Genomic DNA, 25,079 nt, shown 5'->3' with positions numbered 1-25,079 from the left:
ATTTCTAGCTGCTTTTGGAAACTAGCATCTGCATCTGGACAAGAAAGGCCTCAGTAAAACATTTCTCCACTATCGACATCAAAATAGATCTTATCGCTGACGCGCAATCCTCCACAATAAACAAAATACACATTTCGTTCCTTGTAGTTTATCGAACGCATCCACCCTTGTACCTCTTCAAAGTCTTCTGGAGTGCATATTTTCTCTTTGATCAAACTGTCTGTGATCGTAAAGAATTTTTCTTTATACATATGAAAATTATCGGATTTTCCTATGTAACTGGTGAGCATTTCATCTCGTTCTTCTTTGGTTATTATCGGCACCCAATCAACAACACCATCCATTTTGATCCATTCTGCGTACTCTTTATCCCCATCATTTAAAGTGTAGTAACCCGAAATTCGCCCCCAACCGTCTTTAATTTCGATGACATTAATTGATTCACTCTTATAGAGATAACGGTCTGGGTAAACTTTGTCATCAGGCTGATTTCGCACTGGCAAACGCCTCTGATTGACAAAATAATACGTATTTACACGTGTTGAAACAGCAGGCTCTTGCGGAGCTTGGTTCGCTTGAGCGTTAGCTTCTTCTAGTTTTTGAGCCTCTTTCGCTGCCAATTCTGCTGCCGCTATAGCCTCTTGCTGGGGTTTCTTCACAAACAAATAATAACCGGCACCAGCAGCTCCTAACCCTAATAAGAGCAACACAACCATCAATACCTTTTTCATATTTCATCCTTATAGCTTCATGGCTTTATATCGGCAGCGAAAGAAAAAGCTTAACCTATTCTCAAAACCCTCAAATCTCATGGCCATGCTCTCGCCCCTTAGAGAAGTCGACACAAAGTCTCATCCTATTATCGATGTTATTTTTCAAAACGAATTCTAAAAAACTATCCCTATAGAAATAGAGGCTATTCCACCTTGTTTATATACACTGTAGGATGATGAATCATATTGTGCCATCTGCCGCACCAATAAAACGCATTATACGACTCGATGCACAAGTGTAGTGCTAATACGGTGTTGTCACGGTAGCAATGCCAGTCGTGGTGGGGAATGCGAACTTGGCTTGAAACTTGTAGTTCCAAAGTAACCCTCGCTGAAATATCGGACATTTAGGAGATTGAATAGATGCAAGACACATTAACTATTGTGTTAGCTGGAGGTATGGGATCTCGTCTCGCACCATTAACTGATGATAGAGCAAAACCCGCGGTTCCTTTCGGGGGCAAGTATCGAATTATCGATTTCACTCTTACTAACTGCCTTCATTCGGGTTTACGAAAAATATTAGTGCTAACGCAATACAAATCACACTCGCTCCAAAAACACCTCCGTGATGGGTGGTCCATTTTCAACCCTGAATTAGGCGAATATGTCACTGTCGTACCCCCACAAATGCGCAAAGGTGGTGCATGGTATGAAGGCACTGCAGATGCTATATATCACAACCTATGGTTACTAGAACGCAGCGACGCAAACTACGTGGTGGTACTGTCCGGCGATCATATCTATAAGATGGATTACGCCGCGATGTTAGAAGAACACAAACAAAGCAATGCATTGTTAACCGTTGCATGTATGACAGTCCCTAGGAATGAGGCATCAGCATTTGGCATCGTCGGAGTTGATGGCGATGAACATATTACTTCTTTTGTCGAAAAGCCTATCGATCCACCTTCCATCCCTGGCGATCCTGATAAAAGTCTCGCGTCAATGGGAATCTATATTTTCAATATGGAAATCTTAAAACAGGCTTTGGAAAAAGATTCTCTGGACGAAGGGTCAAATCACGACTTTGGTAAAGATATTATCCCTCAGTTGATTGATACACAGTCTGTTTTTGCCTACAACTTCTGCGGCGATAAGGGGCGTGTAGCAAAAGATAATTACTGGCGTGATGTCGGCACTATCGACTCTTTCTATGATGCCAATATGGATCTTCTAGAACCTGTTCCACCGATGAACCTTTATCAACGCGATTGGGCAATTCGCACTTATGAACCGCAGTTTCCACCCGCTCGTACGGTTTCGTCTGTTACAGGAAACGAGGGCATTTTCATTAATTCAATCATCGCTAACGGTGTCATTAATTCGGGTGGTTCGGTTCAGCATAGTATTATTTCGTCAAACGTCGTCATCAAAGACAGCGCCACCTTGATGAATTGTATTATTTTCGATGATGTCGAAATAAACGAAGGATGCCAGTTGATCAACTGTATTATTGATAAACACGTTCGCGTCCCCGCTCACACTCAGATTGGAATCGATAACGCAGAAGACGCGAAACGCTTTCATATTTCTGAAAAAGGCATCGTCGTCGTTCCAGAAGGTTACGAATTCTAAACTCCTTTCTCAGCAAACACCGTATGATGTTGTTACGGTGTTTCACTGGCAATTATCAGACATTCGCAATGATTTCAAAACGGCGTCTCAAATAATTGGGCTAATTATTTGATTACCGTCCTACATATCGTATATAACGTTGAATACGTCATCAATCTAGGAAATTGAACAATGCAAAAAACAACACGAATCCTTCCTGCAAACAAACACGTTGCACTGGTTGCACACGATCACTGCAAAAAGGATTTACTCCGCTGGGTTGGCAACAATAAAAGCGAACTGCAAAAGCATTTTCTTTATGCCACTGGAACAACTGGACATATTTTAAGCCAAAAAATGGGTCTCGCTATAAAATCGTTAATCAGCGGACCAATGGGGGGAGATCAGCAGCTTGGCGCTCTTATTGCAGAGGGGAAAATAGATATCCTTATCTTCTTTTGGGATCCCCTAAATGCCGTTCCGCATGATCCGGATGTTAAAGCACTATTACGTATTGCCAGTGTTTGGAATATTCCAATTGCAACTAATGAAGCCTCTGCAGACTTTATGTTCGCGTCTGATTTACTAGACCAAGAAGTTACCATTGAAATTCCCGATTATCAGGCTTATCTCGAAGAGAGAAAATAACGCACATTACTTCGATTTTGAGACATCATAATCACCGGATAATAGCTCTTTAACAAAGCTTGAGCCTCCGGTGGTATGAGTCACCCACACCTTCTCTCGAGCTCGAGTGAGTGCGACATAGAATAACCGCCTCTCTTCAGAGTCGGGATAGTCGTCACCATTATCCACCAAAACAGCGTCTAAAGATTGAGTCTTGTTTCGCAGTGGAAACTGCCCTTCATCGACATTAACAACAATAACATAGTCAGCTTCAGCGCCTTTGCTTCCATGGCATGTCATAAAGCTCAGGTTCAATTGTCGATATGTCTCTTCCCAATCAGAGAGTAACTCCGGACGCTGACTATTGGTGCGAGCTAAAAACAGGACTGACTTTCTGACATCAGCACCTCGATTAATTTGATCAAGTATTTTTTCAATGCTCGTTTGCGGCGCAACAAAGACACTGTTACGTTTACGCTCAACCACACTGTTTAATGTCTTGATTAATTGATTCGGATTTCGCTGCACAAACTGATTAGCCACTTCACCAATCTTGTTATTAAAGCGATACGTCGTATCGAGCTCACTGATCGTTGAATTAGCAAAACGCTCTTTAAACTCAGTGGTCAAAGAAACATTTGAGCCCGCAAATTGGTAAATCGATTGCCAGTCATCACCAACGGCAAAAAGCGTTGCTTTTCCTTTGTCTTGACGACATAAGGCATCAATAAGCTCGAGTCTAGCCGGAGAGATATCTTGATATTCATCCACCATAATAAAGCGCCAAGGAGATTTAAATTTTCCTTTTTTAATATAACGAGTCGCTTTACTGATCATGCTGTCAAAATCTAACTCACCACTTTCCTCTAGCATCTCTTTCCAAGCTTTATAACAAGGCCAGCATAGAGCCAATTCGCTGTTTAGACGAGTATAATCAGCATGGTCAATGATCTGCTCTTGCAGCGCCTTTTTACCTTTACCTAGCATCGCCAATTGCTCTAACTGCCTAAGTAGCCACTGAATTAGTTTCGGATCTTCTACATGACTTCCTAGCTCTTCATCACCTTTAATATACGCAATCGGCCACTGCCCAAGGTGTTTCTGCCAGCGTTTAAAATTAGTTGGTGTCATCCAATGCTTCTTAAGCCATTCTGCACACCATTTCGTTTTTTTCTTTGCATCCGTAGCAATTGAAGAGATCTGTACACGCTGCTCTTCGACCTGATTAATAATCGCCAACCCTAACTGATGAAAGGTATTAATTTGCACATGATTCGCAGCTGGTCCCACTTTCCCACGAATACGAGTTTCCATCTCTTTTGCCGCATCTCGCCCAAATGCGAGCAATAAAATATCATCGCCAGTGGCGAGATCGGATTCCAGTAAATACGCAACTCGAGCAGTCAACACACTGGTTTTTCCCGAGCCAGCCCCAGCCAATATCAAGTTGTGATCGTCATTCATCAAAATTGCTTTCTGTTGAGAAGTATTTAATGGAGAACTCTCAAACTCTGAAAACAACGTACTCCATTTTGGGCTCTCTTGGACTAACCAATTTTGGTTTCGTACATCTAATTTCGATGCTGAGTGATCAAACCATTCACTAATGTTACTCATTAAATCGGGAATGCGTTGTTGTATTTCTTCCATCGACATCTCAAGTGACTCGAGGTCCTTGGCAACTGATGCACTCCATTCCATCAGCATTGAGTGACGTAAAAAGCCTGAATTGAATTCAAGTTGATGTAACTGCTTACGCCAGCGAGGATAAAATTCGCGTAATTTTTGGCATTGGTCTTCGTGCCACTGTTCGTAAGACGTAATTGCATTTTTTGCAAATTCTCGACATTTTGACCAAGGTAAGCCTTGCACTACCCATGCATATCGACTCCCATCTTTAGGCTGAGAATAAAAGACCAACTGCCCCCAAAAAATGCCACGTTGAATATGAATGGAACCATCCCACACGCTGAATGGAATTTGCTCTTCTATCAAGGCTGAACTGACAATGACCGTGTCATTGTCGAGTTCAACCTGACAATATTCATCATTTATAAAATATTTTGCAGTCTGATTTGCCTGTAGCTGCATGCTGAAAACTCTCTTCTGTATTTGGGGGTATGTTAACTCAAACGAAAAAAACGACCAAAAAATGTGATTGTTTTCTTGGAACAATTCTCATGTAAATAGTCTTGCTGCGCTATTTCAATCCGACCTATCTTGTTTTATTCTAATATACTATTGTTCTTTCTTAACTGTTGACTTCCAGTGTCTCTCCTAAATTCATTCACACATCATCTACGAAGCTATTTGAACAACAAAACCATTAACTACGCACTAATGATTTTAGTTGCTCTATTGGGTGTCGTCATCCCCACTTGGTTTTATCAAGCTCATGTTTGGATTACACCGCTAATCTTAGGCGTTATTGCCGCAGCGCTGGCAGAACAAGATGATGGCCTGATTGGGCGATTTAAAGCAATTTCATTCACACTTCCCTGCTTTGCCATTGCGACCTATTCCATTGAAATATTGTTCGACTATCCAGTTTATTTTGCCATTGGGTTATTTATTTCCACTTTTGGCTTCACCATGCTTGGCGCGATCGGCAGTCGTTATGCCAGCATCTCCTTCGGATCATTGTTGATCGCAATCTACACCATGATTGGAGCCAACCAAAATGGCAGCGATTGGCTTCAGCCTATATTGCTGCTTACAGGCGCTATTTGGTATTTCATTGTCTCGACGATTTGGGCTGTGGTCGCACCTCGCCAGCCTATGCGCCACAGTCTATCGTTGGTTTTCGAAAATATCGCCAATTACCTCGATCTCAAAGCCGAGTTATTTCACCCATCGGATGATTTTTCACCTCAACCTTATCGCATCAAAGAAGCAAACCTTAATGCTACCACTGTAATTGCATTAAATAACTGTAAAACAACGTTTTTAACGCGTTCCAAACGTGGCAATATCCACACCAGTCAAAACCGCTTTCTCAATATTTATTTTCTCGCACAAGATATTCATGAACGTGTAAGCTCCACTCATTACCGCTATCAAGATCTCGCCGCTCAATTTGAACGCAGTGATGTGCTATTTCGCTTTAAATATGTCATTGAATCCCTCGCCAGTTCTTGCCGAGACGTAAGCAAATCCATCAAATTGGATCACGCTTACCAACATGATGCTAACGTAACGAAAGCACTGACTGAATTGCAGCGTTCTCTCGACCATTTAAAACAACAGTCAAATCCTGAGTGGCATTCTCTACTTAGCCAGCTGGGCTATTTATTCGACAATTTAGCGACCGTCGCGAAGCAACTCGACAATATTAGTCAACCTACAATTGAAGCATTGGATGAAAGAGATTTAGATGATCACAATGTCCACAACTTAGAAAATATGTGGCGACGCGTTAAAAGCAACTTAACGCGTGAATCACTATTATTTCGACATGCAATAAGAATGTCTGTTGCGCTAACCACTGGATACGGGGTAATTCAAGGATTAGACTTATCACTCGGGTATTGGATATTACTCACTACATTATTTGTCTGCCAACCGAACTATGCCGCGACAAAGCAGCGTATTACGCTGCGCATAATTGGGACAATTTCCGGGCTGATTATCGGAAGCGTGTTGCTTTCTCTGTTTCCTTCACAAGAAAGCCAGGTTACTTTTATTGTCGTGTCTGGCGTACTTTTCTTTTCATTTAGAATTAACAACTACGCTTTTGCAACAGGCTTTATCACCATTTTAGTCCTGTTTTGCTTTAGCCAGCTTGGAGCGGGTTTCAATATTATTATCCCGCGATTATTTGACACCATTATTGGCTGTGTTCTCGCCGTACTTGCGGTCGCGTTTATTTTACCCGATTGGCATGCACGAAGGTTACACATCGTAATGGCAGAAGCGATAGAAAAAAATAGAGTGTATCTTGCACAGATCATTGGTCAGTATCGCATTGGAAAAAAAGACAGCTTATCCTATCGAATTGCCCGACGCGAAGCACACAATCAAGATGCGGCGTTAACGGCGGCAATCAATAACATGCTTGCAGAACCGGGACGTTACCATACTGCGACTGACGAGAGCTTTCGCTTTCTAACTCTCAATCATGCCTTACTTAGTTATATCTCCGCCCTAGGAGCACACAGAGACCGTCTGGAAGATGAATCTGTCCACAAGCTAATTTTGGACTCGCATCGAGTTATTCATCAACATTTAGCTCTTGTGCACCAGCAGCTACAACAGCAATCTCCCACCTGCGACACGAGAGAGATTGACAGTAAAGGACTGCAACAACGACTTGCCAGTTGGCGTGATGACGATGACAGCTCCGCTAAGTTAGTGTTACAACAATTGCACCTTATTTATCAAGCACTGCCTGAGCTTCACTCTCTTGCATCTAAGTTGGCGGCTCGTACACGCTAATACCAGCGATTAGGGAATTCCAAATTGACTTTCAGAAGATTGACACTTTGTGGACAAGACCAAACCTCGTTACAAATTCGCAATTCCCAAATGCTTATTAACATTGTGTTTGGTGAATGAATCAGTAAAATGCCAGCTTCAATTTGATTCTGGTTTAATTCATGCCTCACCATTTAAAGAAAAATAACTTAGTAAATGAGCAAGAAACTTGCGCGTCGAGCCCTTCGTCGAGTCAGGTCGCGGCATCATTGCCAAAAAGTGGATCACTTAACGAAAAACTCGTGGATAAGCGCTGGAATTCAATTGATGATGAGGCAATCAAAAACGCTCTATTCGATTCCTATACCCAAAATAACATGGCGTGTTATCGGCAAAATATTGAGCACTTTATCGGCACTGCAAACCTGCCGATAGGCTTAGCCGGACCACTACTCGTGAATGGTCAGTATGCTTCTGGAGAATACCTTGTCCCACTAGCGACCACAGAAGCGGCATTGGTCGCCTCCTATGATCGTGGCGCAAGCCTTATCCATGCCGCGGGCGGAGTTCAATGTATTATCGTAGATGAAGGTGTCTCCCGCACTCCTTGTTTTGTGTTCAACGACGTTATCGAAGCAGCGCATTTCGTCACTTGGGCAAGTAGCGAGTTTAATCGCTTCACTTCAATTGCAGAACAAACTACGTCACACGGTAAAGTTAAAAAGATCGATGTTCAAATTGAGGGAAACTATGTCTTCTTAGTATTTGAATATTTAACCGGTGATGCATCTGGACAAAATATGGTGACCATCGCCACCAACGCGGTCTTCGATTACATTAAGCAGAACTCACCTGTTGCCATAAAACATGCGTATCTAGACGGCAACCTTTCAGGAGACAAAAAGTCCAACACCAATACCCTTCTTAAGGTGCGTGGAAAGAAAGTGATTTCTGATATCTCCATTCCTCGAGCACTTGTCGAGAAATACCTTCATACCACACCTGAGGAAATGGTTAAGTTTGCTGAGATCTCAACCTTAGGAGCGATGCTCAATGGCTCTGTTGGAGTGAATGCACATTATGCAAACGGCCTTGCTGCACTGTATATCGCGTGTGGCCAAGATGCGGCGTGTGTTGCTGAGTCAGCGATTGGTGTCACTCGAATGGTTTTAAATGAACAAGGTGATCTGTATGTCACCATTACCATGCCAAACATTATGGTGGGTACCGTTGGCGGTGGAACCGGACTACCAACACAAAAAGCGTGTCTCGACATTCTGGGCGTATATGGCTCAGGCGGAGCAAAAGCGTTGGCAGAAATTACTGCAGCGACATGTTTAGCGGGCGAATTATCGATTGTCGGAGCATTTTGTGCGGGGCATTTTTCAAGGGCACATCAAAAGCTAGCTCGTGGAAAAAACACTCACATCTAATACGTAGCGCTCAATACCTAGCCCTAAAGCTTACAAAGCCAAACGACACAAGGCCGTTTGGCACGTTACTTTTAATCCATCGCTAAATCGGGCCATAGCGTTTTAAAATCCATACACTCTTCTAGGGCATCAGCTAAACGATCAATCGCCTCAAGCTGTTTGTTCTTGTGGTTATAACCGGTCAATGTCGTTCCATTTACCCAATTGGCGATCAAACCGATTACGTCAGGATTATCTAACACTCCATGCAAATAGGTTCCCGCTATCTGGCCACATTCGCTGATATATCCATCGTGTTGCCCATTTGATAAGGTAATCAAATGTTGAAGTGAGCTTTGCTCATGGGCACAACTGACACCAGAATGAATTTCATACCCCGAAACCAAGGCCTCTGATGTGCCAATGACGAGCGTACCCGATACATTCGCCAATTGTTTTTGCTCGGTCAGTTCAGTATCCATATCCAATAAGGATAAACCTGAACTGCTTCCCGCGGCACTTTCTACACCGCTAGGATCATCAACCTTATGCCCCAACATCTGAAACCCACCACAGATACCGAGTACTTTTCCGCCATAGCGAAGATGACGTTTAATATCGCGATCCCAACCTTGTTGAAAAAGGTATTCAAGATCTGCGCGAGTCGATTTACTGCCTGGCAATATAATCAAATCGGCATTATCTAATCGCTCGCCCTTACCAACGTACCGCAGTGATACTTGAGGGTGATTGCGGAGCACATCAAAATCGGTATGGTTGCTAATACGAGTAAACACTGGCACGACAACATTAAGTTTTGCTTCACCTTCCAAGTTTTGACTGGAGTTGATGGCATCCTCTGCTTCGATATCCAACCCATGTAAAAAGGGAATCACACCCAACACTGGCTTGTTGGTCTTTTCTTCCAACCAATCTAAACCCGATTGCAATAACGCAATATCTCCCCTGAAACGGTTTATCACGAAGCCAACCACACGATTTTGCTCGGAAGGTGATAACAATTCTAGCGTGCCATATAAATGAGCAAAAACGCCACCTCGATCTATATCTGCCACGATAATAACCGGAATATCAGCTCGCTCAGCAAACCCCATATTGGCAATATCATTGGCTCTTAGGTTAATTTCCGCGGGGCTTCCAGCACCTTCAATCATAATACTGTCAAATTGTTCAGAGAGTTGCGAAAACGAATCTATCACCGTTTCCATCGCAACCTTTTTATAATCGTGATAACTGGTCGCTTCCATATTACTCAATGCTCGACCTTGTAGGATCACTTGCGCACCAGTATCACTATTAGGCTTTAGCAGCACCGGATTCATATGCACATTCGGTTCAATACCACAGGCTAATGCTTGTACCGCCTGTGCTCGACCAATTTCTCCACCATCTGCTGTCACTGCACTATTTAAAGCCATATTCTGTGGCTTGAAGGGAGCAACCTTAATATTTCGACGTGCTAATACACGACACAAACCCGCGACTAAGACGCTTTTCCCAGCATCGGAAGTTGTACCTTGAACCATTAAGGCTTTAGAGCTTTGTTCCATATGAAAATCCTTACGAACCCACTCAATATTCGTTGTTACCAGCCTCAATAGACGGCACATTTTGGATGAATTTAACACTAAATCGATGAATATTTATAAATATTGGGCCTAATCCTAAACGTTTCGTGTATTTGTGGCTATCCTATAATGTATAAACCAATGTTTTATCAAATTAATACTGTTATAGAAAATAGGAATAAAGATGACTTGTCGCGCGTGGAATATCGCTTTCTCCGGAATGTTATGTCTGTTTTCATCAACAGCGTTTGCGAACAATTTTAACTACAACTTTTTCGAATTCCGAGCCTCTTCGGGACCACAATCTATTGGCGCAGAGTTTACTACTTACATTCAAGAAAACTTTCACACCGTCGGTCGACTTGATAAGCGCTTTAACGAAGCATTCGATCTCGCAGGAGGAGTCGGGTTTAATGGACCAGCCGGTCCCTTTGTGGATGTTAATGGGCAACTTCTTGTTCACTATACCAAAGCAAATAAAAACGACCATGACGATGGCATGATGCTAGAACTCAATGTCGGCGCGCGAGCTTGGTTAACACAAACTCTTGAAATTCATGGAAAGTTAGGCCAAATAAATGAAGGCGGATTGATCGAAGGTGGGGTTCGTTTCCACTCAACATCGCAACTTACCTTTGGCGCACAAATTAGAAATAATGGGTTATGGGGCCCACAAACAACACTCGGTGTTCGTTTCGAATTTTAAGGATAAAAATGGCAGCTACACCAATCAACAAAAGCAAGGATATCTGTCGGTATTTATCCTCTGAAATGAAGCTTCGCGTAAAAATAGAGTTTGGTCCACATGACACTTATCAATTCACTACGCGTTTAATCGGTTACAAAGCCCATCAATATTTAGCGCTCGATTACCCTCGTTCAGTACACGAAGCACTGCTGGTTCGTACGCTCAGTAATAGTACCGTTGTGCTTCGTGGTATGTGTGATACTGAACTCGGTCATATTGTCGCTTTTGAGACTTCGATTCTGCAAAGTACATTACAACCTTTTCCAATGCTTTTTGTCCGCATGCCTCATCATTTCGTGACTAAGCCCATTCGTCAGCATAAACGAATTAAACTATCGCTACCGGCAACCATTAATCACCAAGATGGATATCGAAAGATCGACGGTACGCTGGTCGATTTCTCCGTGTCAGGGTGTGGCGTACTAGTGAGCGGCGATGATGCAGTAACAAGCGATAATTTTTTACAGAAAGATCTTTCAGTATCAATACACAGTCCTCTCACGACCGTTTTAGGTGCTCACATCGATACACGTGTAGCCAATATGGTAAAACAGCCTAACGGCCACTTTGTGGGACTTCGTTTCTTCCCTCCATTGACCATCAATGAAGAGCTTAAAGACGTACTATTTGAACACACTGTTTTGGATAACCTAACGCATTAATCGCTGTAGTTGATTCCTTCAATATACCTGTTCAATGAACTCAAATAGTTAGAGCCCAAATCAACAACTGTTAATTTGGGCTCTATTTATTACTTATTAAATTAGGACTCGTTATTTAGAACTTAACTTCTAAATTAGTTGAAGCGCCGAATTGATTCTCACCGGCATACGATGCGCCAAGATCAAAACTAACGACATTAAACGGACTAAATCCTATGCCGGCAGTAACACTATTTTCCATCGAACCAACCATATCGATTTCGTAGCCAGCTCGTAGCTGTGCCCAACCCCATGCATTTCCTTCAATACCAAAACGAGCAAATTGCGTATTATCTTCACTTGTCGCGAAGCGTTCTTGCTCTGTGAGGTCTAAATCAACGGCCGCAGTGAAAAAGTCTGACACATAAGCACCAGACACCACAAGCTGAGGATCTAAGGTGTAGCTATCTTGGTTGTCATAAGTCTTAATTTCTTGCTTAAACATATCTTTAACTGCAAGCCCAACACGATAGTCACCTTTTAACCACACAGCACCCAAATCAAGGTTAAATGCACTCTTTGACACTTCACTTTCATCGAAATCTTCAACATCAAACTCTTCAACTGTGACGGTTTGTTTATAGGTTCTTAAACTCTGAATTTTAGGGCTAACACCGAATGAGAAACGTTCGCCATTTATCATAGCCATTTTCGCTAACGCAAGACCCACTTCACTGTAGCCGAATGCAACAAGATCGACAGAAGAAGCATTTATTCGGTTATCTAACGTTTCGGCATCATTTGCACCTGTCGCGTAATTGCTTTCATTCACATCAGCGACCAATTCCATATAGGCGCGAGCAAAAAGATTTACCGAGACAGATTTAACTGGTAACGCGACTGCCAAGCCAGCACCAGCTGTGACTCCGATTGCGCTATTATCAACCAGATCATCAAGTTGAGTGTTCAACTCAGAAACTGTATTCGCATCGATACTCGCAAAGTTTGAATTGTCTACAGCTTCGTTAAAGTCATCGATAAGAGTTTGAATATCATCAATATTAGATAAAGATTCATCGGGATCATTAGCATTCACGTTCAAGCCAAGAAGTACGCCAATGTTTTGATCATCACGATACACTGCTGTCAATGCAGGGTTATAGAAAGGAGCAACAACGAAATCGGCGCTGGTTACCCCAGTATTACCCATTGCGTTACCACGCGCATCAGCAACCCATGTCGCTGAGTACACTGAAGAACTTGCAATAAACCCAGCAACCAGCACTGCTATTTTTGTGTATTGATTCATACTTTTTAACCTTATTTGCTGAAATATCATCTCAAGGTTAAGAATAGTACAAATTATCTAATTGCTAATGTTTATATATTCAAATAGCCGCTTTTTTGAATATTCATCTCTTACAATTGCTTCTTTTTTGATCTTCGGCAACTTTTTCAGACGATACTCAACCTGTAAGGCCACAGAATGATCCCCTATCTCCATCGTCCAAACGAGTTCAAGGGGTGTTTTTCCTCGCAGTGCTTTCGCGCCAGTTCCATTTTGATGTTGCCGAAGGCGTCGTGCAACATCAACACTGATCCCACAGTACAAACGTTGATCTGGCGTTCGAATAAAATATACCGACCATATCGATTGGTTCGGCATAGGTTAGATAAGTTGGTCTAGCTGTTCAGTTAATCGCGCTACCTGAATTTTTAGTTCCGCGACATCTTGTTCAAGTGCGAATACTCGATCAGAGTCTTTTGTATCCAATAGCGCTCCACTCACATTTTCCGATTGGTAATGTGATATATCGTCATCAGAAAAGCATTGCATAAAACGAGATTCACGCTTTCCAGGCTCACGCTCTAATTTCACCACATACTCTTTTGTAAGCAGCTCTTCGAGCACAGACTCTGTTTCCTTAACATCGGCAAACTGGCACATCCGATTTGTTCGAGTACGCAGTTCTCCGGGAGTCTGTGGGCCACGTAGCAACAAACAACTCACAATCCCTAGCTCTTGTTCACTGAGTTGTAAGTCGCCAAATTCAGTATTGCAAAAACGGTGTTGGTACTTACTGGTACGACTATTAAAACTGCTCTCATCACTGACAAGTCGACGAGAAATTAAGCCTTGTAGGGCATCTAATACTTCTGCATCTGACAAGTCCATAACAGGATCACGGTTACTTTTTTGATTGCATGCTGATGTCAAACTATTGAGAGTAAGAGGATAGTAATCTGGCGTTGTGACTTCCTTTTCTAATAGACAACCAATAACTCTTGATTCTATTTTGGTTAACGCTTGCGGCATACTTCGCTCCTTTCAGCTATATTAATGTTCTTGTTGCAGTTTAATCTTAATCACATTACCTGCATTATCCATAACAATAACATTTGATCGTTGTAATTCAATATCAGTGATTAACTCTTGCTCTCGAGCAGTAAGATACGCTTTAGCAAGCATATTTTTTTTGGGTAATGCTTTTGGTAAGCCTTTTACTTTAGGAAAAATGATGTTGGAAGGCTTCATCATCAATACACCGTGTCCAGCCGAAATTTTAGTGGGCACAGTATAAAACTTTTATAACGATAAATAGAAGTATTGATGTGAAGCCCATTTCCTAGACAAGCAACATTTTGATTGATGTAAAGACTATTCGTGACGCCAATGATGTGATTTAATCAAGATAATCTCTTTAAATAACAACTAGGAATAGTTTATGAATAGCGTATTTGAAATAGTGTCACTCGCACGTCGTAAGAACAGATTAAAGCGCGAGCTTATTGATAATGAAAAGAAAGTTCGTGATAACAACAAGCGTGTTGACTTACTTGATAACCTTTTAGATTACATCAAACCAGAAATGACGCTCGAACAAGTGAATGCCATCATAAAAAATATGAAATCTGATTACGAAGACCGTGTCGATGATCATATTATAAAAAGTGCAGAAATATCTAAAGAACGCCGTGATATCAGTCGCCGCATTGCTCAACTAACAGAGCAAGACAAGCAACAAACTCACCCTAAAAAATAGTGAGCAATAAATTCTAACAAGCGGAATACATAAAGTGCCCAAATTCTGGGCATTTTTATTGTACACAAACCGCAAAAAAGAGATGGATTATGTCTACCTTTACAACACGCTGCCCGAACTGTAAGGGCATGAATCGCTTGCCTATAGAACGTTTAGAAAATCGCCCTCTGTGTGGAAAGTGTCAACATCCATTAATTGATGGTGATGCATTCGAAGGAACAGAGAGTAACCTATCGGCGATACTATCTGGACATCTTCCTGTTGTTATCGATTTTTGGGCACCATGGTGTAATCCTTGTATTGGCTTTGCTCCTGTATTTCAAGATATGGCAAAAGAAATGGAAGGTAAGGCCCGCTTCGTCAAAATAGATACCGAAGCTCAGCAGGCGCTTGGAGCTCGTTACCAAATTCGAAGTATTCCCACCATAATGGTCTTCAAAAATGGAAAGCAACTTGACATGATTAATGGTGCTTTACCGAAATCTCAGTTTTCTCAGTGGCTTGTTCAGGCCTTATCTAAACAGCCAATCTAAATTAATTCGCCACGCAGAAGACGGCTCTTCATAAAACATATAGAAATAAAATGCGCCTTAACGTAAAGCAACGTGAAGGCGCATTTTTATCAATCAACACTCTCTTTTAAGAAATGGCCGACTTACTTAAAACCAACCACCAGGCGTTGCAAACTTTCAAGCCGACTCACCAATCCATCTGTACGCGAAACTGAACTTTCAGACAAAGATTGAGTCGCATCTAAAGCAGTTTTCATTCGGTGAACATGATCCACCATTCCCTGAGTTACTTGAACTTGATCTGAAATAGCTTTATAGGTTTCGTTGCTTTGCTCACCCATCTTCTTCAAGTCATCTACAATCGCCTCGCATACAGCTTTACCTTCTTGGGACTTAAGAACGCTGCTTCCCGATGCTTCTTGTGCCGATTTCATTAGATTTCCGGTAGAATTGACCGTTGTTTGCAACACTTCAATTTTATCTCGAATATCTCCAACCGATGAACTGGTTTTCTCAGACAATGCTCGCACTTCATCTGCAACGACCGCAAAGCCTCTTCCTGTTTCACCCGCTCTAGCAGCCTCTATTGCGGCATTTAATGCCAATAAATTCGTTTGCTCAGCAATACCTTGGATCATCCCCAAAATAGCTTCAATACCACCAACGTCGGCATACAGTTGCTCAAGTGCTTGCTGAGACTCTGAAAGCTCTGCACTTAAATCTTCTACAGTTTTCACTGCATCGTTGATCGTTTCAACTCCTGATATGCCCATTTGACGAGCTTTACTCGCGAATTCAGAGCTTTGACGAGCTTGTTCAGCAACCTCATCTATCGCCTGTAACATTTGATCAGAAGATTCTGCAATCGCTTCTGTAGCATGATATTGTTCTGCTAATTCACGTTCTATTGATTTGCTGCTCGCTGATTCATCTTCGGCAGAAGTCAAAAGATAACTCGTCGTATCGTGTGCTCGTGCGGTTACAGCTCGTAGCTCCGCTTTCTTCATAATCAAGGCGAGTTCGATAGACGAAACGTCGTCACAATACCCAGTATAGGGATACTCCATTAGAGGGTTATCATACCCCTCTGAAGCGATAGATTGGACGGCTTTAAATCGTGAATGTAAATTAAACAAAGTGAATAGCTGCCCAACAAAAGCTAAAGACAATAACGAGAATCCGACTTGGTTGGAAATAATGTTGGTCAATAACAATGCCATTGCGGCCATCTGTACACCGACAAGTATCATGGTCCAAGTTAACCAATTTTTTCGCCGTACCGTCACTGTGCCAGACTTCATCTTCTTATACAGCGCGGTTGCACGGTTGATCTGTTCGTCGGTAGGTTTTGTCCTTACTGACTGATACTCATGAATTGAGCCATCTGCGCCCTTGATTGGCGTCACAAATGCCGAAACCCAATAGTGTCCACTCCCTTTACATCGATTCTTAACAAGACCCATCCAGCTATTGCCTGCCTGAAGATATTGCCATAACTGAGCAAATGCTTCTTTCGGCATATCACTGTGACGAATCACGTTGTGTGGATGATCGAGTAACTCTTCTTCTTCATACCCTGAAACCTGACAAAAGTCTTCATTGCAGGAAGTAATATGACTACTTGGCGTCGTCGTCGAAATTAAGCTATCACTATCGGAATATTGTACACGTTCATCGCTCATAGGGAGTCCTTGCAGACTATATAAACTTTGGTTGTTTACATAGTATGTCGATTGTTTTGATTGGCTATTTTTTACTGAAAGCTCAATAAAGATAGTCCATAGCTTAGGAGTGTGCATGTTATGCAACGAGGTATCGTTTAACATCAGCGTATTCTGTTAACTGTGTCAAATTGTTCTGAAGGTTTGGTATATGTTGCACATTGGAATTTACGACTGAAGGTTACACGGCAACTAAATGATGACGACAATAACGTTAGCGTTCTAAATTAGAAACATGAGACGTGATGCTCAGAGTCGATTTGAAATAGAGAATAGAGGGGAAGTGAGATACTTAATGGAGGCGCGTCCCGGAGTCGAACCGAGGTCCACGGATTTGCAATCCGCTGCATGGCCACTCTGCCAACACGCCTAATCATTCTCAAATGGTGCCCCGGGCCGGACTTGAACCGGCACAGCGCGAACGCCGAGGGATTTTAAATCCCTTGTGTCTACCAATTCCACCACCAGGGCAACGCAATATTGCGATGGAGACACCATCAACGAAGAATTTCTTCGTGAGAACGAGGCGTACTTTAACCGATTTACCCAATAGATCAATAATAAAATTTGCTTTTTTATTCAAATGATTAAAAAGCATGCGTCTATGTCGATAACTTATCTAATTTGTTGATTAATTGCACAATGAAGAATGACAAAAATAGCATTGAGCACGTTAGTAAGCTCTAACCGACACCTCGCATTGATACGCCTAACACTTTTTAACCAGCCTTCCCATCAAACTTGGGTTATAAGACCAGCAGTGATCAAACATTGCCATAAGTTGTGGATTTCCATATTTCGATAAACTCACCGCATGAAAACGATTATTTTTCTGCTTCAAGCTCTTCACCTCTGCAAGAACCTCCGGCGACTGTTTAGGTGCTATAAAATCAGAAATAACCACGAGATCCGCATTTGCATAGCGATCATGCTTCATTAATTCTACTGAATGGCTAAGTGCAGGCTCTAAATCGGTTCCGCCTTTAAAGGTGTAACTTAAGAAATCACTCGCCTCGCGTAGGCCGTCTTGTTTGGTTAGTTGATAAGTGATAATTTGAGTAGAAAAGATCATCACATAACAATCTCGGTTTTCTGCTAGCGCTATTTGCATCAATGCATAAGCCGTCGCTTTTGCACATTGCTCAGGAAAGCCTCGCATAGAGCCAGACGCATCAATGCAAACAATGAAAGGGCCTTTATCCAATTCATTCTGCTTAGAAGCCACTTTCGTCGTGGTTACTTTTCTCACACGTCTCGACTTACCTTGCATATGATAATTCATTAACTGCTTATCAATTAAGTGCTTGTAAAATACAACTTCTAGCTCTGGGTGAGAAAGAAACAAGGTCTCATTTGGCAGCATCTTATTGAGGTCGTCACCTTCTTCAACTCCAACAATATCGTCGGTAGCAAATTGTGAATGCTCCTCTACTAGCTGCAATTCTTCAACCTGAGATTGATGATCATCATCACAATCAAGGTTTTGAGCCATGCGGCCAAGCTGCTCAGCAATGTCTTGAATCCCTTTATGCTTCTTTAAGAATTCCGCGTGCTTCTTCATTACTGAAACATCGCCTTTGCTTAACTTTGCCGAAGCCATGTTCCATAACCGTAATACACTTTGAGCATCATCACTATTGGTTACAGTATCCATGGTTCGCATCGTCTCAATGCGTTGATAAAGATCGTCTAATATTCTCTCTTTATTGGACTCCAACTCATTCAATTGAGCCTCTTGCACGGCCGTTAATAAGCTCTGATACCATTGGTCACAAAAGTAGTGAGGAAACATCGGATTAAGTCTGCTTTTCTCGTTACCGAGTAAACATCGAGCTTCGAGATAAAATGCTGAATGCCATTCGAGTGACGTTAGTGCTTCATCAATTTGCGCATAAAACGTTGCTTCACTCCAATGTATAACCTCTTGATATAATGCTAACTCTTGCTTAAATCTATCGGTTTCTGAAACCTTAGTCATTTTCATTTTTACATGACTCTGCCACTTAAGCAGTTGCTGTCGGACAGAACGATTCACATTTTTATTTTCCGCAATTAACATTAACTGCGGCTTTGACATTAATTCATTGACCGCAGAATCAATGATCCCAGACTCTGCAACCATCATCGCTAAATTTATACCATCAACACCCAACATCGTAACCACCCTTACTCTGCAAAATAGCTGCTTAAATTATTAAAACGCGTAATCGACGATTCTGCGGAAGCAATGGAGCTTTCAAGCTCATGTTGCAGTTGTTGTATCGTCGTCTCCATCGCAATAGGCAACGAAGGGTCGATAAAATTATGCGGCAACGCATCGTGGAATGTATTTTTGACCAAACGTAAGTGGGCGTCGGCTTCTTTCAATTGCTGCTGCGCGGTTTCAATTCGCTTTTTCCATCCGACAAATGCCACTTCTCCAAAGCTAGTATTGGTAATAGGAGTCACCAATACTGAACGGTTAGCGATATCTCGGATAACTAAACGTTTTGATGAATCAAGATCAAAATGCAGCATACATAATGCTGAATTTTGGTTTACGTAGCCGTATGCATCACCGCCACTTTCTCGGATGATACGCTCAAGATCCGATTTAGAGACAGAAACCCAGCGGCAGAACTTATCCGTGTTTTCAGTATCGGTTACTGTGATTTCACTCTGAAGCAATACTAATCTCACCAGATCGGATGAATTGCCTTTCTTATACAGTTTTACCGTAGATAAATCCGCTTGCATAACCTGCTTTTTAATCAAACCACTCGTCGTCTCTTGTGAGAGCTCTAGCCCGAGATAGGCCTCAAGTTCAACCTGAATTTCAGCTAGCTCTTCTTGGCAAATTTCGACTTGAGTTCGCACTTTTTGTTGGTCAAAAGCCTCATACAATGCGAAATGTCTTATCACCTCTTGCACTATCAACCTCGATTCAGGACTGTTCCAAAGACAATCTTGTAGCAAGAGCAAATCCAACGGATTCATTTCATCACGGCCATTAAAAAAAGCACTCGCTTTTAACAAACGTAGTGCTTTCTTCCAGCGACGATCGGAAACATACAACTCATCAACACGCCCAGGCAATTTGTCTTCCGCAGCTCGTTCCAATTTCATTTTTAAGCCATATAGCTTTTCAAACATTTCACTACTTAACGAGAGTTTATCCAACTGATGTTGCCATGTTTGATACTCTTCGTTAGTGATCGCAAGTCCTTCTGGAATATGAGCCTCTTGCGACGTACCCACTGTTAGCATCGACTTAAAATTTTGTTTATTTTGAATTCGATTTACAAACACTCTAACTAACATACGGTCATATAGTGCATCTAACCCACTATCCTCATCGGGGAGCTCGTTAGATGCAGAAATAAGTAACCGCATCGGCACTGGTTCTTGCTTGTTGCCATTCTTAAACGTCTTTTCGTTTACCACCGTGAGTAGTGTATTTAAAATCGCAGGGCCAGCCTTCCATATTTCGTCAAGAAACACGACTTGTGCCGTCGGCAAGTACCCATCTGTTAGGCGGACGTAGCGACCATTATCTTTAAGCTCTTTGATACTGAGTGGGCCAAACACCTCTTCTGGTGTAGAAAAGCGCGTCATTAGGTATTCAAAATAACTACTATTATCAAATGCTTGAATCAATCTCTTGGCAATCATGCTTTTCGCAATTCCCGGAGGACCAAGTAAAAATACACTTTCTCCGGCTAATGCGGATAACAAACATATCTTAATGGTATGTTCACGTTCATATACCCCATCAGCAAGCGCACTCGCTAGGTTATTGATTCGCTCCGACAAAAGTGCTTTGTGAGTGTGGTCTGCAGTTACAGCTGAAATCATTTTTACTCAATACCATTATTTATTAACGACCTAAATGTTGACCAAATGTTTCAACATACTCTGTCTTGTTACTATTTCTTATATCAGATCTCTTCGCTAACTTAACAACTGTAAACTATGATTCCAAGAATGAGATATATATCACCTTTTTATAAATCGGTCATACGGTAAGTTATGGGCAGTACTCTTTCGTTCAAAGTTAAGGTATTGTGATTAATAAATTCGCCTATTAAAAAGAGCTCTCAATGACGACGCTAATCCATCAGTGGAAGAATATTCAATTAGTTGAGAAAAAAGTCACTCTTCCAACCGGTCAGAGCATTAATCACACTACAATTGATCACCCGGGAGCAGCAGTCATATTACCGATCCATGAAAATGGCTCTATTTTGCTTATTCGTCAGTTTAGACCATCGCTAAATAAATGGTTAATAGAACTTCCGGCCGGAACGATTGAAGAGAATGAATCACCAGAAACATGTGCACTTCGGGAACTAGAGGAAGAAACCGGCTATAGCGCAGATCAGCTACTGCCCCTGGGTAAGCTCACGCCATTGGCAGGATTTTGCGATGAAATACAACACCTTTACATTGCAAAAGGAATATCACCAAGCCTCAAACGTCAATGCGATGAAGATGAAGTAATTGAAGTCATTTTCCTTTCACCAAAAGACATTGAACAACAAATAATCGCTGGAGAAATTAACGATGCAAAAACCATTGCATGTTTAAGTAAGGCGAAGTTGTGCGGCCTAATAAGCTAAACTTAAATTACCGATATAACACTTCGTTTTATAGTAAAATAAGACTAATTAGAAAAAGCTAAATATTGATATCAAACATGCAGGCAAAAAAACAAGGTCGTCGCAGCGCTGAAGATGCTGAACAAACACAATTACTGATCCTAAAGGTCGCTCATGATCTTTTTTGCGAGTTCGGTTACGCAGGTGTATCTCTAAGAAATATTAGTGATAAAGCAGGAATCTCTCACAGCCTGATCCGTCACCACTTCGGCAGCAAGGAGCAAATTTGGTTTTCTATTTGCAATATGGCAGACGAATTGATCGGAAAATATGCGATCAAGATTGTTGATAATTTATCCTCTGACTTGCCTCCGACCCACCGTGTTTATCAATTTGTTGCTCGGCTTTTAGCATTTCATCTTGTCTATCCATCTTCTATCCAACTATTATCAGATGTCGCTCGAGAAGAGTCCGAGCGCTTTAATCACTTCATGGAAAAAATGGGATCACGTCAGGCTGAAATCATCTCTATTGTGGATACCGAAAATGAGCTTGGTCTGTCTCAAACTGAAATCGCTGAAATAAAATGGCAAACCATAATATTCGCTCAGAGTGCAGCGACAATGCGACCAATGATGAATAGAATCTGGACAGATCAAACCAGCGATGATGAACAGTATTTATTGTTGCACTGGTCCATGTTTAATCAATGGATAAGTCATAAATTTTCTATTCCTGAGAGCGATATTCTAAAGCCAAAATCACTTAATGAAATTGTCTACTCAATTGACCCTTACTGTCGTGAGTGCACGTATCATTCATTAAATCGAGATTGATAGGCTTTCGCTTCTTCAAGTACCTTGGGATAAAAATGCGAAAATTGACTATTTAGTTCATCGTAGTGCTGTTCCAAGCCAGAAATACATTGAGTTAACCCAGCCAACCGCGGCCGACGTGTGCTAATTCGCTCAAGGGCATATGTGATATTGTCGAAAGATTGATAAGACACCAACCATTGTTGTGACCATAACTTTTGACTCACTTGCTGAAAAGAAAGAGGTAATTCTAAATGTTCACTTTCCAGCATTATCGTTTTCTCAGATTGAGCCACGAACCTAAGTAGCTCGGTAGAGTTATATTGCGTCCAATGCTTAGCAAGGCAGTGATCCCAAAACATATCCAATGCTATAGGAACAAAACGCCTTGATGTAGGTTTAAAAAGCAATTTCAGTTCTTTCGAAATCGGATGGCTATCAGTAAACTGATCCACACGACGATGTAAGAAGATACCGCGTTGAACCGAGCTCCCCAATTGCTCTGGTGGAGCACCCTTCACAAAATCGCCAAGCAAGTTACCCAGTAAACTACTGTTAACCTGTTGAGCAATATGAAGGTGGGCAAGATAATTCATAGGTTTCTCTATTAAGAAGCCAACTTTGTTAAGTTGGCTTCTTTAGTTACTCTTCTGGGTATCCATTAGGATTATTTGACTGCCAGCGCCACGTGTCTTGTGTCATCTCTTCTAATGAACGTTTTGCTTTCCAACCTAGCTCGCGCTGAGCTTTCTCTGGATCAGCCCAACATTCAGCTATATCACCAGGACGACGCTCGACCAATTGGTATGGAATCGGTTTATTGCTGGCCTTCGCAAACGCCTCGACCATCTCCAAGACGCTATAGCCATTGCCCGTACCTAAATTATAAACATGTAACCCAGGCTTCAAACCAACTCGATTCAAAGCTGCAATATGACCATCGGCTAAATCAACCACATGTATGTAGTCTCTCACTCCGGTTCCATCTTTGGTTGGATAATCGTTGCCAAACACCGACAAGAACTCACGACGCCCAACAGCAACTTGGGATACAAACGGCATTAAATTATTCGGAATTCCTTGAGGATCTTCACCCAGTTCCCCACTTGGATGTGAACCCACTGGATTAAAGTAACGTAACAGAGTAATACTCCAATCCGGATTCGCGTTTTGAAAGTCGGTAAGACACTCTTCCACCATCAACTTACTGCGACCATATGGGTTGGTTGCACTTGTTGGGAACGACTCGGTAATGGGTACTGATACAGGATCACCGTACACCGTTGCTGAAGAGCTAAATACTAGCGAGCTCACCCCTGCATCACGCATCGCATCAACTAAAACCAATGTACCGTTTACATTGTTATCATAATATTCCAAAGGCTTAGCGACAGACTCCCCAACGGCTTTTAAACCTGCAAAGTGAATTACTGACTCTATCTGATGTGATTTCATTACTTCAACCAGTGCCGCTTTATCTCGAATATCAGCATTGATAAATTCTGGTCGCTTACCTGAAACCTTCTCAATTCGTGCGATAACTGACGATTTACTGTTATATAAATTATCGAGAATCACAGGATTCATACCTGCTTCGATCATTTGAATACATGTATGACTGCCGATATAGCCCATGCCGCCAGTAATTAGTACGTTCATTTAACTCTCCTGAAATTTGGCACGAGTGTAAACCTACACAGCTTCCAAACCTATAATTGATAACTCTATATTAATCTCTAAACGCTGAACAATGCTTTTCGTAACTTGTATAATTCGACATTAACTCAAAGAAAAACCATAGCGGTCAGCCAAAAAGTGCGCAATACCATCATCTTTATTTGATCCAATGGTTGCCGTTGCAATGGCTTTAAGCTCGTCTAAACCTTGCCCCATGGCATAACTTTCATCTGCCTGCTCAAACATAGAGATATCATTGTCTGAATCGCCAAAACAAACCATTCTCTTCGCTCCGATTTGCTTTTGAATAATCTTTGCAGCGTCACCTTTGGTTCCACTAGAATGATGGATATCAAGCCAATACCCGCCTTGGTGATACATGTCATGACCCGCAAAAACTTCAACACCTTTTAAATGCGCCAATGCTTCAGCCACTTCCATTACAGCCGGATTGGTCGATGCTGAAAATATATTCAACGTATGGTCAGAAATATTAGTATGGTCTTGTTTTTCTTGAATTTTTACACCTTGAGAAACGAGAAACTCTGCCCACTTCTTCTCTCTTTGCGATGTAATTCCTGAAATAATGGCACTGACGTTGTTTTCATGATCTATCGTGTTTATCCACGCTTTGATCCCTTTTTGGTGTAAACAACGACACACTTCTTGCACCTCATCTGGATCCATTGGTAATTTGCTAATTACCGTGTCTTCATTTAGGTCCCACAATAACACCCCATTTTTATATGCTTGAGGATACTTAAAAACGACATCAGGCAGAGCAGCGCGTGCTCCATGTGGCATTCTTCCTGTCGCAACGGTCCAAGCAACACCAAGACGATCCAAGTTTGCCAACGCTTTCAATGTCGCAGGAGATAGCTTTTCATCTTCATTTAATAATGTGCCATCTAAATCAAATACTAATAACTCGTCCAAAAGAATGTCCTTAAACATATGCTCACAAAGAGCGTAA

General features: G+C 41.8%; 23 protein-coding genes and 2 tRNA genes. 10 read left to right on the top strand and 15 right to left on the bottom strand.

All coding sequences use genetic code 11. From position 1 onward, the window contains the following. Positions 1–50: 50 nt before the first annotated feature. Positions 51–731: a hypothetical protein gene (locus tag ACXJY6_RS10615; RefSeq protein WP_456050213.1), complete on the bottom strand. Its 681-nt coding sequence runs from the start codon at positions 729–731 to the stop codon at positions 51–53. Positions 732–1,136: 405 nt separating this feature from the next. Here ACXJY6_RS10615 and glgC point away from each other — a divergent pair, with 405 nt between their 5' ends. Both glgC and ACXJY6_RS10605 read left to right on the top strand, forming a co-directional pair. Next, positions 1,137–2,351 (top strand): glucose-1-phosphate adenylyltransferase, encoded by a 1,215-nt coding sequence (gene glgC, locus ACXJY6_RS10610; RefSeq protein WP_458768304.1) that lies wholly within the window; start codon positions 1,137–1,139, stop codon positions 2,349–2,351. Between the two features lie 171 nt (positions 2,352–2,522). Then, a complete protein-coding gene (locus tag ACXJY6_RS10605) occupies positions 2,523–2,978 on the top strand; it encodes a methylglyoxal synthase (RefSeq protein ID WP_456050211.1) in 456 nt (151 codons plus the stop codon). Positions 2,979–2,984: 6 nt separating this feature from the next. Here the strand turns inward: ACXJY6_RS10605 and helD are convergent, their stop codons facing one another. Next, positions 2,985–5,048, bottom strand: coding sequence for a DNA helicase IV (gene helD / locus ACXJY6_RS10600; RefSeq protein WP_458768303.1), 2,064 nt, complete (start codon positions 5,046–5,048; stop codon positions 2,985–2,987). Positions 5,049–5,225: 177 nt separating this feature from the next. Between helD and yccS the strand changes: the two genes are divergently transcribed. Together yccS and ACXJY6_RS10590 are read left to right on the top strand one after the other, a co-directional pair. After that, positions 5,226–7,391, top strand: coding sequence for a YccS family putative transporter (gene yccS, locus ACXJY6_RS10595; protein WP_458768302.1), 2,166 nt, complete (start codon positions 5,226–5,228; stop codon positions 7,389–7,391). A gap of 161 nt (positions 7,392–7,552) precedes the next feature. Continuing rightward, positions 7,553–8,803 carry a hydroxymethylglutaryl-CoA reductase gene (locus tag ACXJY6_RS10590; protein ID WP_458768301.1) on the top strand — a complete coding sequence of 417 codons (1,251 nt, stop codon included), beginning with the start codon at positions 7,553–7,555 and terminating at the stop codon, positions 8,801–8,803. Positions 8,804–8,874: 71 nt separating this feature from the next. On the opposite strand, the gene ACXJY6_RS10585 is transcribed toward ACXJY6_RS10590, so the two are convergent. Further along, positions 8,875–10,353 carry a cobyric acid synthase gene (locus ACXJY6_RS10585; protein ID WP_456050207.1) on the bottom strand — a complete coding sequence of 493 codons (1,479 nt, stop codon included), beginning with the start codon at positions 10,351–10,353 and terminating at the stop codon, positions 8,875–8,877. 202 nt (positions 10,354–10,555) lie between these two features. Here ACXJY6_RS10585 and ACXJY6_RS10580 point away from each other — a divergent pair, with 202 nt between their 5' ends. Together ACXJY6_RS10580 and ACXJY6_RS10575 are read left to right on the top strand one after the other, a co-directional pair. After that, the gene (locus ACXJY6_RS10580; RefSeq protein WP_458768300.1) at positions 10,556–11,077 is read left to right on the top strand and encodes a hypothetical protein; all 522 of its coding nucleotides are present in this window, start codon (positions 10,556–10,558) and stop codon (positions 11,075–11,077) included. 8 nt (positions 11,078–11,085) lie between these two features. Further along, positions 11,086–11,781: a flagellar brake domain-containing protein gene (locus ACXJY6_RS10575; RefSeq protein WP_456050205.1), complete on the top strand. Its 696-nt coding sequence runs from the start codon at positions 11,086–11,088 to the stop codon at positions 11,779–11,781. Between the two features lie 115 nt (positions 11,782–11,896). On the opposite strand, the gene ACXJY6_RS10570 is transcribed toward ACXJY6_RS10575, so the two are convergent. From ACXJY6_RS10570 to ACXJY6_RS10555, 4 genes are read right to left on the bottom strand one after another with little or no spacing between them, the layout of a single operon-like run. Further along, on the bottom strand, positions 11,897–13,069 hold the full coding sequence (locus tag ACXJY6_RS10570) for a conjugal transfer protein TraF (protein WP_458768299.1): 1,173 nt from the start codon (positions 13,067–13,069) through the stop codon (positions 11,897–11,899). 57 nt (positions 13,070–13,126) lie between these two features. Beyond that, positions 13,127–13,426 (bottom strand): GIY-YIG nuclease family protein, encoded by a 300-nt coding sequence (locus ACXJY6_RS10565; protein WP_456050203.1) that lies wholly within the window; start codon positions 13,424–13,426, stop codon positions 13,127–13,129. A gap of 3 nt (positions 13,427–13,429) precedes the next feature. After that, entirely contained in the window at positions 13,430–14,077 is a 648-nt protein-coding gene (locus ACXJY6_RS10560) for a YceH family protein (RefSeq protein ID WP_458768298.1), read from the bottom strand. Positions 14,078–14,098: 21 nt separating this feature from the next. Next, positions 14,099–14,299 (bottom strand): hypothetical protein, encoded by a 201-nt coding sequence (locus tag ACXJY6_RS10555; protein WP_458768297.1) that lies wholly within the window; start codon positions 14,297–14,299, stop codon positions 14,099–14,101. A 187-nt stretch (positions 14,300–14,486) separates the two neighbouring features. Between ACXJY6_RS10555 and ACXJY6_RS10550 the strand changes: the two genes are divergently transcribed. Both ACXJY6_RS10550 and trxC read left to right on the top strand, forming a co-directional pair. Continuing rightward, a complete protein-coding gene (locus ACXJY6_RS10550) occupies positions 14,487–14,804 on the top strand; it encodes a DUF496 family protein (protein WP_456050200.1) in 318 nt (105 codons plus the stop codon). Positions 14,805–14,893: 89 nt separating this feature from the next. Continuing rightward, positions 14,894–15,337 carry a thioredoxin TrxC gene (gene trxC / locus ACXJY6_RS10545; protein ID WP_458768296.1) on the top strand — a complete coding sequence of 148 codons (444 nt, stop codon included), beginning with the start codon at positions 14,894–14,896 and terminating at the stop codon, positions 15,335–15,337. 122 nt (positions 15,338–15,459) lie between these two features. On the opposite strand, the gene ACXJY6_RS10540 is transcribed toward trxC, so the two are convergent. The 5 genes from ACXJY6_RS10540 to ACXJY6_RS10520 all read right to left on the bottom strand — a co-directional run bounded on the left by ACXJY6_RS10540 (position 15,460) and on the right by ACXJY6_RS10520 (position 20,871). After that, positions 15,460–16,998, bottom strand: coding sequence for a methyl-accepting chemotaxis protein (locus tag ACXJY6_RS10540; protein ID WP_458768295.1), 1,539 nt, complete (start codon positions 16,996–16,998; stop codon positions 15,460–15,462). A 335-nt stretch (positions 16,999–17,333) separates the two neighbouring features. Then, a tRNA-Cys gene (locus tag ACXJY6_RS10535) sits at positions 17,334–17,407 on the bottom strand. Between the two features lie 14 nt (positions 17,408–17,421). After that, a tRNA-Leu gene (locus ACXJY6_RS10530) sits at positions 17,422–17,508 on the bottom strand. Between the two features lie 238 nt (positions 17,509–17,746). Then, the gene (gene viaA / locus ACXJY6_RS10525) at positions 17,747–19,192 is read right to left on the bottom strand and encodes an ATPase RavA stimulator ViaA (RefSeq protein WP_458768294.1); all 1,446 of its coding nucleotides are present in this window, start codon (positions 19,190–19,192) and stop codon (positions 17,747–17,749) included. Positions 19,193–19,203: 11 nt separating this feature from the next. Beyond that, positions 19,204–20,871, bottom strand: a complete 1,668-nt coding sequence (locus ACXJY6_RS10520) for an ATPase RavA domain-containing protein (RefSeq protein ID WP_458768293.1) — start codon at positions 20,869–20,871, stop codon at positions 19,204–19,206. A gap of 245 nt (positions 20,872–21,116) precedes the next feature. On the opposite strand from ACXJY6_RS10520, the gene ACXJY6_RS10515 reads away from it, so the two are divergent. Both ACXJY6_RS10515 and ACXJY6_RS10510 read left to right on the top strand, forming a co-directional pair. Continuing rightward, positions 21,117–21,635 carry an NUDIX hydrolase gene (locus tag ACXJY6_RS10515; protein WP_456050195.1) on the top strand — a complete coding sequence of 173 codons (519 nt, stop codon included), beginning with the start codon at positions 21,117–21,119 and terminating at the stop codon, positions 21,633–21,635. A gap of 77 nt (positions 21,636–21,712) precedes the next feature. After that, positions 21,713–22,450, top strand: coding sequence for a TetR/AcrR family transcriptional regulator (locus tag ACXJY6_RS10510; RefSeq protein ID WP_458768292.1), 738 nt, complete (start codon positions 21,713–21,715; stop codon positions 22,448–22,450). On the opposite strand, the gene ACXJY6_RS10505 is transcribed toward ACXJY6_RS10510, so the two are convergent. The 3 genes from ACXJY6_RS10505 to ACXJY6_RS10495 all read right to left on the bottom strand — a co-directional run bounded on the left by ACXJY6_RS10505 (position 22,429) and on the right by ACXJY6_RS10495 (position 25,042). Then, the gene (locus ACXJY6_RS10505; RefSeq protein WP_458768291.1) at positions 22,429–23,025 is read right to left on the bottom strand and encodes an acyl carrier protein phosphodiesterase; all 597 of its coding nucleotides are present in this window, start codon (positions 23,023–23,025) and stop codon (positions 22,429–22,431) included. The two genes, ACXJY6_RS10510 and ACXJY6_RS10505, sit on opposite strands and share 22 nt — an antisense overlap. Before the next feature lie 46 nt (positions 23,026–23,071). Continuing rightward, on the bottom strand, positions 23,072–24,088 hold the full coding sequence (gene galE, locus ACXJY6_RS10500; RefSeq protein WP_458768290.1) for a UDP-glucose 4-epimerase GalE: 1,017 nt from the start codon (positions 24,086–24,088) through the stop codon (positions 23,072–23,074). 120 nt (positions 24,089–24,208) lie between these two features. Continuing rightward, on the bottom strand, positions 24,209–25,042 hold the full coding sequence (locus ACXJY6_RS10495; protein ID WP_458768289.1) for an HAD family hydrolase: 834 nt from the start codon (positions 25,040–25,042) through the stop codon (positions 24,209–24,211). Positions 25,043–25,079 lie beyond the last annotated feature (37 nt).

This window comes from Vibrio phycocola (assembly GCF_054404255.1).
Note: the sequence above shows the minus strand (reverse complement) of the source record. Positions and strands in the feature narration are given on the sequence as shown.

Coding starts and splice junctions, on each gene's coding strand:
- ACXJY6_RS10615 (WP_456050213.1), bottom strand. CDS start 731: ATGAAAAAGGTATTGATGGTTGTGTTGCTCTTATTAGGGTTAGGAGCT.
- glgC (WP_458768304.1), top strand. CDS start 1,137: ATGCAAGACACATTAACTATTGTGTTAGCTGGAGGTATGGGATCTCGT.
- ACXJY6_RS10605 (WP_456050211.1), top strand. CDS start 2,523: ATGCAAAAAACAACACGAATCCTTCCTGCAAACAAACACGTTGCACTG.
- helD (WP_458768303.1), bottom strand. CDS start 5,048: ATGCAGCTACAGGCAAATCAGACTGCAAAATATTTTATAAATGATGAA.
- ACXJY6_RS10590 (WP_458768301.1), top strand. CDS start 7,553: ATGCCTCACCATTTAAAGAAAAATAACTTAGTAAATGAGCAAGAAACT.
- ACXJY6_RS10585 (WP_456050207.1), bottom strand. CDS start 10,353: ATGGAACAAAGCTCTAAAGCCTTAATGGTTCAAGGTACAACTTCCGAT.
- ACXJY6_RS10580 (WP_458768300.1), top strand. CDS start 10,556: ATGACTTGTCGCGCGTGGAATATCGCTTTCTCCGGAATGTTATGTCTG.
- ACXJY6_RS10575 (WP_456050205.1), top strand. CDS start 11,086: ATGGCAGCTACACCAATCAACAAAAGCAAGGATATCTGTCGGTATTTA.
- ACXJY6_RS10570 (WP_458768299.1), bottom strand. CDS start 13,069: ATGAATCAATACACAAAAATAGCAGTGCTGGTTGCTGGGTTTATTGCA.
- ACXJY6_RS10565 (WP_456050203.1), bottom strand. CDS start 13,426: ATGCCGAACCAATCGATATGGTCGGTATATTTTATTCGAACGCCAGAT.
- ACXJY6_RS10560 (WP_458768298.1), bottom strand. CDS start 14,077: ATGCCGCAAGCGTTAACCAAAATAGAATCAAGAGTTATTGGTTGTCTA.
- ACXJY6_RS10555 (WP_458768297.1), bottom strand. CDS start 14,299: ATGATGAAGCCTTCCAACATCATTTTTCCTAAAGTAAAAGGCTTACCA.
- ACXJY6_RS10550 (WP_456050200.1), top strand. CDS start 14,487: ATGAATAGCGTATTTGAAATAGTGTCACTCGCACGTCGTAAGAACAGA.
- trxC (WP_458768296.1), top strand. CDS start 14,894: ATGTCTACCTTTACAACACGCTGCCCGAACTGTAAGGGCATGAATCGC.
- ACXJY6_RS10540 (WP_458768295.1), bottom strand. CDS start 16,998: ATGAGCGATGAACGTGTACAATATTCCGATAGTGATAGCTTAATTTCG.
- viaA (WP_458768294.1), bottom strand. CDS start 19,192: ATGTTGGGTGTTGATGGTATAAATTTAGCGATGATGGTTGCAGAGTCT.
- ACXJY6_RS10520 (WP_458768293.1), bottom strand. CDS start 20,871: ATGATTTCAGCTGTAACTGCAGACCACACTCACAAAGCACTTTTGTCG.
- ACXJY6_RS10515 (WP_456050195.1), top strand. CDS start 21,117: ATGACGACGCTAATCCATCAGTGGAAGAATATTCAATTAGTTGAGAAA.
- ACXJY6_RS10510 (WP_458768292.1), top strand. CDS start 21,713: ATGCAGGCAAAAAAACAAGGTCGTCGCAGCGCTGAAGATGCTGAACAA.
- ACXJY6_RS10505 (WP_458768291.1), bottom strand. CDS start 23,025: ATGAATTATCTTGCCCACCTTCATATTGCTCAACAGGTTAACAGTAGT.
- galE (WP_458768290.1), bottom strand. CDS start 24,088: ATGAACGTACTAATTACTGGCGGCATGGGCTATATCGGCAGTCATACA.